This window comes from Pilimelia columellifera subsp. columellifera, from assembly GCF_039532605.1.
In the GTDB taxonomy this organism is placed as follows: domain Bacteria; phylum Actinomycetota; class Actinomycetes; order Mycobacteriales; family Micromonosporaceae; genus Pilimelia; species Pilimelia columellifera.
In genome coordinates this window covers 1-11,920 of sequence record NZ_BAAARY010000036.1, presented here as the reverse complement: position 1 = coordinate 11,920, position 11,920 = coordinate 1, and the positions used below count along the sequence as shown (strand labels likewise).

Annotated in this window: 8 protein-coding genes and 1 pseudogene; 7 read left to right on the top strand and 2 right to left on the bottom strand. The window is 68.3% G+C overall.

Annotated elements, in window-relative coordinates:
• Positions 1–141 precede the first annotated feature (141 nt).
• Entirely contained in the window at positions 142–420 is a 279-nt protein-coding gene (locus ABD287_RS17670; protein WP_344174535.1) for a hypothetical protein, read from the bottom strand.
• A gap of 80 nt (positions 421–500) precedes the next feature.
• Here ABD287_RS17670 and ABD287_RS17665 point away from each other — a divergent pair, with 80 nt between their 5' ends.
• The 3 genes from ABD287_RS17665 (at position 501) to ABD287_RS17655 (ending at position 2,494) form a co-directional block, all read left to right on the top strand.
• Positions 501–851, top strand: coding sequence for a hypothetical protein (locus tag ABD287_RS17665; RefSeq protein WP_344174533.1), 351 nt, complete (start codon positions 501–503; stop codon positions 849–851).
• The gene (locus ABD287_RS17660; protein ID WP_344174530.1) at positions 848–1,585 is read left to right on the top strand and encodes a metal-dependent hydrolase; all 738 of its coding nucleotides are present in this window, start codon (positions 848–850) and stop codon (positions 1,583–1,585) included. The genes ABD287_RS17665 and ABD287_RS17660 overlap by 4 nt, the downstream gene beginning before the upstream one ends.
• Before the next feature lie 387 nt (positions 1,586–1,972).
• Positions 1,973–2,494, top strand: a complete 522-nt coding sequence (locus ABD287_RS17655) for a hypothetical protein (RefSeq protein WP_344174528.1) — start codon at positions 1,973–1,975, stop codon at positions 2,492–2,494.
• Between the two features lie 477 nt (positions 2,495–2,971).
• Here ABD287_RS17655 and ABD287_RS17650 read toward each other — a convergent pair.
• Positions 2,972–3,217: pseudogene (locus tag ABD287_RS17650) on the bottom strand (IS982 family transposase); the annotation flags it as partial.
• A 1,013-nt stretch (positions 3,218–4,230) separates the two neighbouring features.
• On the opposite strand from ABD287_RS17650, the gene ABD287_RS17645 reads away from it, so the two are divergent.
• The 4 genes from ABD287_RS17645 to ABD287_RS17630 all read left to right on the top strand — a co-directional run bounded on the left by ABD287_RS17645 (position 4,231) and on the right by ABD287_RS17630 (position 11,747).
• The gene (locus ABD287_RS17645; protein ID WP_344174523.1) at positions 4,231–5,679 is read left to right on the top strand and encodes an aspartate aminotransferase family protein; all 1,449 of its coding nucleotides are present in this window, start codon (positions 4,231–4,233) and stop codon (positions 5,677–5,679) included.
• Complete coding sequence (locus ABD287_RS17640; RefSeq protein WP_344174522.1) at positions 5,676–9,866, top strand: Pls/PosA family non-ribosomal peptide synthetase; 4,191 nt, start codon at positions 5,676–5,678, stop codon at positions 9,864–9,866. The genes ABD287_RS17645 and ABD287_RS17640 overlap by 4 nt, the downstream gene beginning before the upstream one ends.
• 399 nt (positions 9,867–10,265) lie before the next feature.
• Positions 10,266–11,474, top strand: a complete 1,209-nt coding sequence (locus ABD287_RS17635) for a cytochrome P450 (RefSeq protein ID WP_344174521.1) — start codon at positions 10,266–10,268, stop codon at positions 11,472–11,474.
• A gap of 18 nt (positions 11,475–11,492) precedes the next feature.
• Positions 11,493–11,747, top strand: a complete 255-nt coding sequence (locus tag ABD287_RS17630) for a ferredoxin (RefSeq protein ID WP_344174520.1) — start codon at positions 11,493–11,495, stop codon at positions 11,745–11,747.
• The last annotated feature ends 173 nt before the right edge of the window (positions 11,748–11,920 follow it).

The following is an 11,920-nucleotide window of genomic DNA, read 5'->3' as shown; positions in this document are numbered from 1 at the left end:
CAGCCCCCGAAACCTCGGCGACATCGTCCGCGCAGCCGTCCACCTCACCCACTTCGAATACCGGTACCTACCGAACCCTCGTTGAGATCACCTCAATGAACACAATGGATTTGCAGGAAACGTGTAAACGGCTAGCACGAATCACATCGATGACTGACCGTACGCTCCGTGGCGGGCCTCCGGCCTCCCCGGCACCACGCATCGCAGTTTCGGCAGCTCGTGGTGGAAGGTGTACCCGTTGGGCTTCCCGTTGATCAGCCTCACGCGAGTGGAGCGCCCGGTCGCCGTGCTGCCCGCGACGCCGCGCATGGTGGCCGTGCCGCCGGCGCCGACTTGCTGGGCGACGGTGATGAGGGCGAGCCGGTCGCCCTTGCTCCACACCTGACCGGGCCGGGCGTCGATCTTCGTTTCGGTGCTCACTTGCCCTCCTTGCTTCGTGGGCCGCGCTTGCGCTTGCCGTCACACGCGGCGGAAAGGTACGGGTACAGCGGGCGGCCCGCTTGGCGGCGTTCGACGACACGGATTTGGCCGAGATCCTGGGACAGGAGTTGCCGAACCTGGACGCCGTGACCGGCGGGGGTGGCAAGGGGACGCGGAAGACGACCGGCCGGGAGGCGATCTTGGAGTTCTTCGGACAGCGGTGGCGTGAAGGTGACCGCGGGCCGGTGCCGTTCGGTGAGATCGGGAAGAACGTGAGCGCGGTGAAGACTCGGGCGTTGACGAACGCCCTTAAGAAGCTCGTCACCGAACGTCTACTGTGTAGTGACGGTGGGTTTTACATGATGACTGAGGAAGCCGCCGCGCTCCTCGGCGTCGATGACAAGTCCAAGGGCGAGGACGACGACGAATGATGGGCCGTTCGCACGCCGTCAGCGGGGCGGTGGTGTGGTTGGCCGGCTGCGCCACCGCATCAGCTCTGGGCGCTGATCCGGCCGCGGCGACGATCGTCGTCGGGGCTGTGACTACCGCCGGGGCTGCCCTGCTGCCCGACATTGACCATCCCGGGTCGACGGTCGCCCGGTCCCTCGGGCCGCTCACTCGCCTCGTCGCGTACGGCACGAGCGCCGGGGCGACCTTGTTGCGGGATGCGACTTGCGGTTGCTGCACCCGAAAAGGCGGGCACCGGGCCATCACCCACACCCTCGCGTTCGCGGTCGCCGCAGGGTTGCTGGTGTCCCTGCTGGGTTGGGCGGTCGGGCGAACCGCAGCCCTGATCGTCGTGGGGGCGATGGCGGCGCTCTCCGTGCGGTGCATGTTCCGTCGCCGCTCGCGGGGCGCGTTCGGGGCGTTCGGAGCTGGGCTTGTCGCCGCGGCGGCGGCTGCGTTCCTGCCCGGCCCGGCCGGCTGGTGGTGGATCGGTGTGCCCGTCGGGCTCGGGTGCTTGATCCACACCGGGGGCGACGCCCTCACATTCAGCCGCGTGCCGCTGCTGTGGCCGTTGCGCCTGCGGGGGTGCCGGTGGGCGCCGGTCGGCATGTGGAGCCCGCTGCGGTTCCGCACCGGGTCCGGCGTCGAGCTGTGGCTTGTCGTCCCAGCGATGCTCGCCGCCGGAGCGCTCAGTGTGTACGTTCTCGGCTTGCGTTGACCTCAGGTAACGACAAAACGCGCCCCTACCCCGGACCGAAGTCCAAGGTAGGGGCGCTCCTTTGCGTCATCCCCGCTCAGGGGCGGGAGCGTCCTGCGTATGAAGTAATCAGCGGATCACCTCGCGCAGGCGGTACCAACTTCTCAGCGGTCAGACGGCCGAAGCCGTGCTTCGGTCAGACGATGGCGTCCGGGCGGGGGCTTGCGGCCGGTGTCGATTGCGGGCGTACCACGCAGCGGTGGGACCGCACCCGGCCGTTGTCCCAGCCGAAGGGCGAACGCACCCCGTACTTGCCGGGCCCGAAGATGCAGAACCCGTACGACAAGGTGTGACCCCGCCGGGCAAACGCTCGTTGTCGATGTGACCCCTCGACCCCTCGGAGGCACCGTGCGAGCCATCACCATCACCGCCGCCGCCATGCTGGCCCTGACCGGATGCGGCGGCGACGCCGAGCCCGCCAACACCGCCCAACCGGCCCCAACCACGACCACGACCACGACCGCACCAACGCCGAACACCACACCGGCCACCGCCAAGCGTGTCGTCGACCAGATCGACGCAGCCGGCGTGCCGCTGATCGCCGGCGCCACCCAAGACGAGAACACCGACCCCAACGACAAACTCGGCCGCCCTGGCGGGTACACCAGCCGCGCCTCAGCGGACCTGCCAGGCGGAAACAGAACAGCCGAGAAACACACCATCGACCGCGGCCTGGTCGTCGAGGTGTTCGCCACCGAAACCGACGCCGACACCCGGGCCGAGTCCATCCAGGATGCGCTCAAGGACACCCCGGCGCTAGGCGAGGAGTGGCACTACCGGCCCAAGGACCGTCGGGTGTTGGTGCGGGTGTCGGGGAAGGTCAAGCCGTCGATGGCCAAGCAGGTGGAGACCGTGGTCTCCTTCATCTGACCGCAACGACAAGAAGCGCCCCCGCCTGGACCGGAGTCCATGGTGGGGGCGCTTCTTGTTGCCGACGGCGATCCGGGTGTACTGGGAGTTTTGCTTCGCCCTGTAGCCGGGATGATCTTCGGCCCACTGTTCGGCGTCGCGTACACGCCAAGCGCGCCGAGGGCGAGGATGGCGATCTGCATCAGCTCCTCGCTGGTGATCCCGCCGACGATCACCGAAACCAGGAACGCCAGCACCGCCATGAGGACGGCGAGGATCGACCTTGGTGTACCTGCTGCCAGGCACGTTCGGCGCGGCGAATACCGCGGCGGCCGAGACCGCGCCGATGGCGACGTTGACCCACTCGGTGGGGGTGACGGGTTCTCGCGATCTTCGCGACCGCCCTCACCGCGCTCGTCGGCTACTGGATTGACGGGGCACTTGGCGTACTTCATGGCCCTCCAGGGCGTGACAAAGGACGACCGCGCCCGGGTGGGCGCCGGGCTGCTTGGGCAGCCCGGGAAACAGATGAATGATCGGCCCTCGGGCGTAGCGGATCCAGCGGCTCTCGTTGTGGTAGCCCAGCAACGCCTGCATGACCGACACCGTGATCAACTCGGCGTCGGTGATCCGCGGGGTAATCCCGACCGCCGGCCGCCACCGGTTGAGCTGCGGCGACGCCTTCAACTCGTCGTCGATCCTGACGTACAGCGCGGTCGCGAGGGTGTCCAGATCGACATGCACGTGGCATCCATGGTTCCTAGGCAACGTCGATCATGGACGCCCTCGCGTCTACGTGCTAGCCCGCATCCCTTGGAATCGATCATCTAGCGCTGTGTGCGGCCGTCTAGGCGCGCGTGCGAGACCGGCGGATGAAGCAAGCCGGTGAGAGTCGGCGGCGGGCCGGACTCGCTGCTCGACTTGACCCTCAACCTGGTCGAGACAGCAGGGTTCCGAGTGTGGAGAGGGAGATGCGGAGCATAGGCGAGACCGCGCCGGCCAGCGGGTTCAGTGTGAGCGCGCTGCGGTTCTACGACCGCGCAGGGTAGTGATAAACCAGTTTGGGCGAGGAAAGCCGGCGGTAGTGCGTCTCGCTGGCAGCCGGTGCGGTCCATGTAGCGGATCGCTTCCACCACGTCGCGGCGCGGGTAGACGAGCGGCGTCCCCGCCCCACGCCACGCGGGCACGTGGGGCGGGAGTACGGCCCCGGCGGCGGTGGTGTCCGACGGATTTCGGACCCCTCAAGCTCGCCTACACCAACGCCGACCGGATCGGCGTTGGGCCAGAGTGCTCGATGGCTACCGACTTTATTCTACTTCAAAGTCACATTTCGGATACTTCAGTTTCGGGGGTCTGTTCACCCTCTGCCGAAACGACCCGCCCACGGCCCCGTGCTTGCCGACCGGGTGTCACAGGATGCACGAAATCAAACTTCCGAAAAATCGTCGTTCATCACCTATATCAGATGATGCCGGTGACTGAAGTCGCTTGGCCTACCGGCCATCTTGTGTTCGCCGGCCGGTCGATCGCGCCGGTGGCTTCCGTGCCGGAGAACCAAGAGCGGGTGCCATTACCACACTCTTGCCAATGAGTCCAGTGTGAACAGTGTCGGATTCACGACACGGCCAGGTGCCGATTGATTCCAATGAATACCTGAGGTGACAGCCCTACAGTCCGCAGGCACCTCGCCACGCTACTTGCCACTTCCCGTAGGCGGCCCCCGCGCCGCTGTGCGGGGAGCAGACAGGAGGACTGCAGTGACTGCTCCATCTCTGGCCATGTTGTCGCCGTACCCGCACGTCGACGGCAACCTGCCAGGACCGCGCTCAGCCGAGTTCCTGGCCCGCCAGGACCGCTGGGAGTCGAACGCCCGCAGCTACCCGCGACGGCTACCGATCGCGATCGCTGAAGCCTCCGGCAGCTACGTGCGCGATGTCGACGGCAACGTCTTCATCGACTTCCTCAACGGAGCCGGTGTCCTCACACTTGGGCACAACCCGCCTGAGCTGGTCGACGCTGTGACCGCACAGCTGGCCTACCTCACCCACGGGCTGGACTTCCCGACCCCGGCCAAGGACGCCTTCCTGACGGCGCAGCTGTCGATGCTGCCGCCCGGGATGCGGGCGCGCACCAGAGTCCACTTCTGCGGCCCGACTGGGGCGAACGCCGTTGACGCGGCGATCAAGCTGTGCAAGACGGCCACCGGTCGAGGCGACGTCATCGCGTTCTCCGGTGGCTTCCACGGCAGCAGCCACGCCGCGATGGCGCTCACCGGGCTGGTCGACCAGAAGCAGCCGATCGCCAACGGCATGCCGGGCGTGCACTTCTTCCCGTTCCCGTACACATCGCGCTGCCCGCTCAACCTTCCCCCGGACCTCAGCGCCGCCGCCTGCGCCGCTCTGCTGGAGAACACCCTGCGTGACCCCAACGGCGGGATTCCCCGACCAGCGGCCCTGATCATGGAGCTGGTCCAAGGCGAGGGCGGGGTCATCCCCGCCGACCGGGAGTTCGTCACCCGCGTCCGCGAACTCACCCGGGAACTGGAGATCCCGCTGATCGTCGACGAGGTGCAGACCGGCTGCGGGCGTACCGGGACGTGGTTCGCGTTCGAGCAGTACGGCATCGAGCCGGATGTGGTCGTCGCATCGAAGGGCCTGTCCGGGATGGGTCTTCCAGTGGCGTTGATCATGTACGACGAGAAGCTTGACACGTGGGCTCCGGGGGCCCACACCGGCACGTTCCGCGGCAACCAGCTGGCGTTCGCCGCCGGGACCCGGGCCATCGAGGTCATCCGCGAGCAGGACATTCTGGGCAACGTCCGCGAGCGTGGTCGCCAGGTCGCTGAGCGGCTCGCCGAGCTACAGGCCAACCCGTGGGTCCGCGAGGTACGCGGAATGGGTCTGATGTGGGGGGTCGAGTTGGCCAGCCCGACAGACGGACGGCCTGCCGCCGACATCGCCCGCCGGGTCCAGGCGCAGACCCTGCGTCAGGGACTGATTCTGGAAGTCGGCGGGCGGGACGACTGCGTCGTCCGGCTGCTACCGCCGTTGAACGTCACCGCTGAGACGATCGACCTCGCCTGCACGCTGCTGGTCGACGTCGTCGGGCGGTGCACCGCGATCCCGTCGCTAACCGCCGAGGCGCCAGTTGGCAGCGCTCCAAGCGCCAGCCTGTCCCGCCGGCGGCGCTCCGAGGCTGGCGCATGACCACGTCCGTCGATCAGCAGCCGCTGTCCGGGGTCTGGACGGCGAACGGGCTCGCGCTGCGCTGCCCCGAATACGACGACGCGATCCGCTGGCGGCGGGGCGAACGGCTGGAGCACCTGTTCGAGCGGAAGTGCGACTGGCTGCGCAAGCACGGCGACGCCGACCAGCTCGCCGTCGACACCGGCGACGAGACGCTGACCTACGACGAGCTGGACGTGCGGGCCAACCAACTCGCCCGTCACCTGATCGCCACCGGGGCGCGTGCCGGCGACCGGATCGGGCTGCTGTTCGACGAACCGGTCCAGGCGTACGTCGGCATGCTCGCCGTGCTGAAGGTCAATGCGGCGTACGTCCCGCTCGATGCCGCCTTCCCGGCGGACCGGGTGGCGTACATCGCGCAGGACGCCGGGGTGCGCACCGTGCTCACTCTGGCGCACCTGCTGGACACCCTTGCGCTCGCCGATGTGACGGCGGTCAACGTGGACGAGGCGCGGGCGGCCATCGCCGCCCGCGCCTCCGGGCGACTCAGCTCCGCAGAGCGCGGGGAGCCGGTCGACGAGCTGTGCTACATCGTCTACACCTCCGGCACCACCGGCCGGCCCAAGGGCGTGGCGATCGCGCACGCGAGCATCTGCAACTTCGTCGCGGTCGCCGACGAGGTGTACGGGGTGATCCAGACCGACCGGGTGTACCAGGGCCTCACGATCGCGTTCGACTTCTCGGTCGAGGAGATCTGGGTGGCCTGGGCGGCCGGCGCCACCCTGGTGCCGAAACCGGGCGGGGCCAGCCTGCTCGGCCACGAGCTCCACGACTTCCTGCGCAGCCGCCGGGTCACCGCCCTCTGCTGCGTGCCGACGCTGCTCGCCACAGTCGAGGAAGACCTGCCGGACCTACGTTTCCTTCTCGTCTCCGGCGAGGCGTGCCCGCAGAACCTGGTCGACCGCTGGCACCGCCCCGGCCGCCGATTCCTCAACGTGTACGGCCCGACCGAGGCGACCGTGACGGCGACGTGGACGCCGCTGAAACCCGGCCGCCCGGTCACCTTGGGCGTGCCGTTGCCCACGTACTCCGTGGTCATCCTCGACACAGACGAGACGCGGGCGCTGCCGCCGGGCGCAGTGGGAGAAATAGGCATCGGTGGCGTCGGCCTGGCGACCGGGTACCTCAACCGAGACGACCTGACCGCCCGCGCCTTCGTGCCCGACTTCGTCGGCCTGCCGAGCAACCCGTCCGGGCGCATCTACCGCACCGGCGATCTCGGCCGGATCAACGAGGACGGGGAGATCGAGTACCTGGGCCGGCTGGACACTCAGGTCAAGATCCGGGGCTACCGGATCGAGCTGACCGAGATCGAGTCGGTGTTGATGGAGATCCCCGGCGTCGCGCAGGCCGTGGTGGACACGTACGAGGCCGCGCCCGGCGCGGTGGACCTCGTCGCGTACTACAGCCTGCGCGCAGGCACGGCGAGCCTGGACACCGGTCTGGTGAACGACGTGCTGCGCGGCCACCTGCCCGGGTACATGGTGCCGACCTACCTCGAACAGCTCGACGTCATCCCGATGACGACCAGCGACAAGGCCGACCGCAAGGCGCTGCCGCCGCCGCGCGGCCCGCGTAGCCTCGCCGGCCAACACGAGCACGTCGCCCCGGCCGACGAGCGGGAGGCTGTCCTGGCCGACCTGCTCGGCGGGGTGCTGGGGATGGACCGGGTCTCGGTGGAGAGTCACTTTTTCGCCGACCTCGGCGCCAACTCGCTGCTGCTGGCGCGTTTCGGCGCCCGAATCCGGGAACGGACGGACCTGGCCGAAGTCTCCATGCGCGATGTCTACCAGCACCCGACCGTCCGGCAGCTGGCCGCCGCGCTGGCGGCGCCGGGCGAGGCCGTTGGCCGGCAGGCGCCGACGCCCGCGCCGCCGTACCGCCGCTACCGCACCACGCGGTATCTGGCCTGCGGCGCGGCCCAGCTCGGGCTGTTCGTCGCGTACGGCTACCTGATGGCGGTCGCACTCTTCGCCGGCTACCACTGGATCGTGGTGGACGCCGGGCTGGTCGAGGTCTACCTGCGGTCGGCGGTCGCCGGGCTGCTGGTCCTCGGCGCGTTCACCGCGCTGCCTGTGCTGGCCAAATGGCTGCTCATCGGTCGGTTCCGGCCCGGCGAGATCCCGCTGTGGGGCCTGTCCTACCTGCGGTTCTGGACGGTTCGCACGCTGATTCGGTGGAGTCCGATGCTGATGTTCATCGGCTCGCCGCTGTACAACGTGTACCTGCGGATGCTCGGCGCGAAGGTCGGGCCCGGTGCGCTGATCCTCACCCGCAACCTGCCCGCCTGCCCGGACCTGATCACGGTCGGGGCTAGCACGGTGGTCTCGAAGGATGTGTTCCTCAACGGCTACCGGGCGTACGCCGGGGTGATCCAGACCGGCCCGGTCACGCTGGGCCGGGACGCATTCATCGGCCAGGCATCGGTCCTCGACATCGACACCGGCCTGGGTGACGGGGCCCAGCTCGGGCACGCGTCGTCGCTACAGCGCGGGCAGCACGTGCCGGCGGGCGCCCGCTGGCACGGCTCGCCGGGCCAGCCCACCGCGGCGAATTTCCACACTGTGCCGTCGGCGCGCTGTGGCCGGTTGCGCCGGGTCAGCTACAGCCTGGCACAGATCGTCACCACGCTGGCGCTCACTGGCTCGCTCGGGATCGCCCTGCTCGCCACGCTGGTCGAGGAACTGCCCGTCGTCGGTCACGTGCTGCACCCACAGCACACCGCGATCACCACCTGGGTGTTCTACCGGGACACGCTGATCACCTCCGCGGTGCTCTTTCTCGGTGGGATCGTCGCGGGCCTGGCCTTCGTGACGACGCTCCCGCGGCTGCTCCAGCTGGCCGTCCGATCGGACCAGGTGTATCCGCTCTACACCTTCCGTTACGCCCTGCAACGCGCCGTTGCTGGGCTCACCAACCGCCGGTTCTTCACCTGGATGTTCGGCGACAGCGTCTTCGTCGTGCCCTTCCTGCGCCTGCTCGGCTACGACCTACGCCGGGTGCAGCAGACCGGCTCGAACTTCGGCATGGACCAGCGGCACGACACCCCGTACCTGACCGTGATCGGTTCCGGCACGATGGTCTCCGACGGCCTGTCGATGGACAATGCCGAGTTCTCGGCCACCTCTTTCCGGCTGCGCCAAGCCGTGATCGGCGACCGCAATTTCGTCGGCAACGCCGTCCACTACCCGGCGGGCGGGCGGACCGGGGATGACTGCCTACTCGCGACCAAGGTGGCGGTCCCGATCGACGGCCCGATCCGGACCGGGGTAGGGCTGCTCGGCTCACCGGCGTTCGAGATCCCGCGGTCGGTGGCCCGCGACGCCACATTCGACGATTTCAGGGAGGGCGAGACGCTACGCCAGCGGCTCGCCGCCAAGACCCGGCACAACGCCGTCACGTTGGCGCTGTTCCTCCTCGTCCGGTGGCTGGTGCTGACCGGCACGCTGCTGCTCAGCCTCGCCGCCGTCGACCTGATGGACCGGTACGGCCCGCCGGTGCTGGCCCTGGCGCTGCTGCTCTCCCTCGTCTACGGGATCGGCGTGTGCCTGGGCGCCGAGCGCCTGATCCTCGCCACCGGCCGGATGGTCCCGCGGTTCTGCTCGATCTACGACCCGTACTTCTGGTGGCACGAGCGGTTCTGGAAAGCGCCCACGAACTCCTACGCCCAAGCGTTCAACGGCACCCCCTTCAAGAACGTGCTCTGGCGCCTGCAAGGGGTCAAGATCGGCAAGCGGGTCTTCGACGACGGCGCCTGGATCTCCGAACGGCCGCTCGTCGCCATCGGCGACGACTGCACACTCAACCTCAACAGCGGCATCCAGTCACACTCGCTCGAGGACGGCGCGTTCAAATCCGACCGGACCACGATCGGCGCGGGCTGCACGTTGGGCGTCGGGGCATTCGTCCACTATGGCATCACCGTCGCCGACGGCGCCGTGATCGGGCCGGACTCGTTCCTGATGAAGGGCGAGCAGGTCAGCGCGTACAGCCAGTGGGCGGGCAACCCAGCCCGCCGGACGCTGATCGCCCAGCCCGCGGCCGCGCCAGCCGCTGACGCAACAGCTCGGGGCGTGTTGCCAGCCGCCCCGCGGATGCCGGCGCCGCGCGTCCCGGTGGACCGCCGTCAGGCCAAGGCGGGCGCCTAGTTCGAGGCGGGCACCGCCGAACCCTGCTAACGGACGGGCCGCCGAGCGGAAGCGGGGCGGCCCGACAGCAGGATTAGGGCCCATTCCCGAGTTCGTCACAAGCTGAATCCAGCACTGTCAGGAGGCGAGATGATCTGCACGGTGATCCATTGATGCTACGCCGACGAGGTCCGTTGGCAGGCGTTGGAGCAGCACAGGACCGCGTTCCGGAGCCACGCACAAGGGCATCGGCAGCCGATGTGCGGGATCGCCCGAGGTGTGCCGGCTCAACAGGCGCCGCCGTGTGTCCGTTGTCTAGTGGCATAGACGACTGTCGTGCCCAGTGGGTAGCGTGGCTGTCGCCAGTGGAATTCGCGCTCGCACGAATCGGGGGCGGAGGCAGAAGGTTGGAGGCTCCCCGTGACCGACGTGATGGCCCAGTCGAAACCAGTTTTCCCGCTCCCTCGCACCTGCCCGTTCGCGCCGCCGCCCGAGTACGACAGGCTCCGGCAGGAGGAACCGGTCACTCGGGTGCCCTTACCCAACGGCGACTGGGCGTGGGCGGTCAGCCGACACGACGATGTCCGGGCGGTGCTGACCGACCCTCGGTTCAGCTCCGATCGCACCAGCGAGAAATTTCCCCGCCTGGTCAAGGGAGAACGCCTGACCACCGAGACCGCGCCGTCTCTGATCAACATGGATCCGCCGGAGCATGGTCCAGCCCGCCGGGCAGTCGTGGGCGAATTCACCGTCAGGCGGATGGAAGCGCTGCGGCCGCGCATCCAGGAGATCGTCGACGGCTGCGTAAGCGACCTGCTGACCGCGCCACGGCCAGCCGACCTGGTCAGGTCCCTGGCCCTGCCGGTGCCGTCGCTGGTGATCTGCGAGCTGCTCGGGGTGTCGTACGCCGACCACGACTTCTTCCAGAGCCGCACCAGCCTGATGATCGCACGGAGGACCCCCAACGACGAGCGGATGCGGGCGTTTGAGGAATTGCACGACTTCCTCGACTCGCTGGTCGCTCAGAAAGAGGCGGCTCCGGGCGATGATCTGCTCGGCCGCCAGGTGCTCCGTCAACGGGAAACTGGCGAGGTCGACCATCCTGGGCTTGTCAGCATGGCGTTTCTCCTACTAGTGGCCGGGCATGAAACGACGGCCAACATGATCTCGCTCGGGACGGCGCTGCTCCTGGAGAATCCGGCGCAGCTCGATCGGTTGCGGCGGGACCCGGCGCTGACCCTGCCCGCGGTGGAGGAGATGTTGCGATACTGCACGATCGCGGACCTGGCCACCTCCCGGGTCGCTATCGCTGACGTTGAGATCGGCGGGGTACTGATCCGCGCAGGCGAGGGCGTGCTTGCGCTGAGTAACGCCGCCAACCGAGACCCATCCGCATTCGCCCGGCCCGATGACTTCGACATCGACCGGGGCGCCCGGCATCACGTCGCATTCGGGTACGGAATCCACCAGTGCCTCGGCCAGAACCTGGCGCGCATGGAGCTCCAGGTCGTCCTCGACACGCTCTTCCGACGGATCCCCGGGCTGCAACTGGCGGTCCCCGTGACGGAGCTGCCGTTCAAGAACGACGCATTCATCTACGGGCTGCACGAATTGCCCGTCACCTGGTGAACGGACGGGGGATAGCGGATGCGGATCGTTGCCGACCTGAGCCGGTGCGTCGGGGCCGGTCAGTGCGTCCTTACTGACGCGACGCTGTTCGACCAAGACGACGCCGACGGCACCGTCGTGCTACGGACCGACCAGGTCCCGGCTGGCAAGGAAGCGGTCATTGCGGAGGCCATCGCGCTCTGCCCCGGCCGGGCCCTCTTCCTCGCCCCTGACGAGCCGGCGCCGCGCGGTGACGGTCTATCTGGCGAATCCCGTGTCGGGTTGGGCTGGTAGCGGTGGTTCGGACGGCTTGGACTGAGTCTTTCGAGGCAACTGTCTGATCACAGGACGTGATGTCGGTGGCGACACGGAACCTGTCAAGTCAACTGAGACAGTTTTTTGATCTTGTTTAGCTTTGTGCTGTTGGAAGGGTGGTCGTCGCCGCGACGGCGACCTGTCCGAGGTCG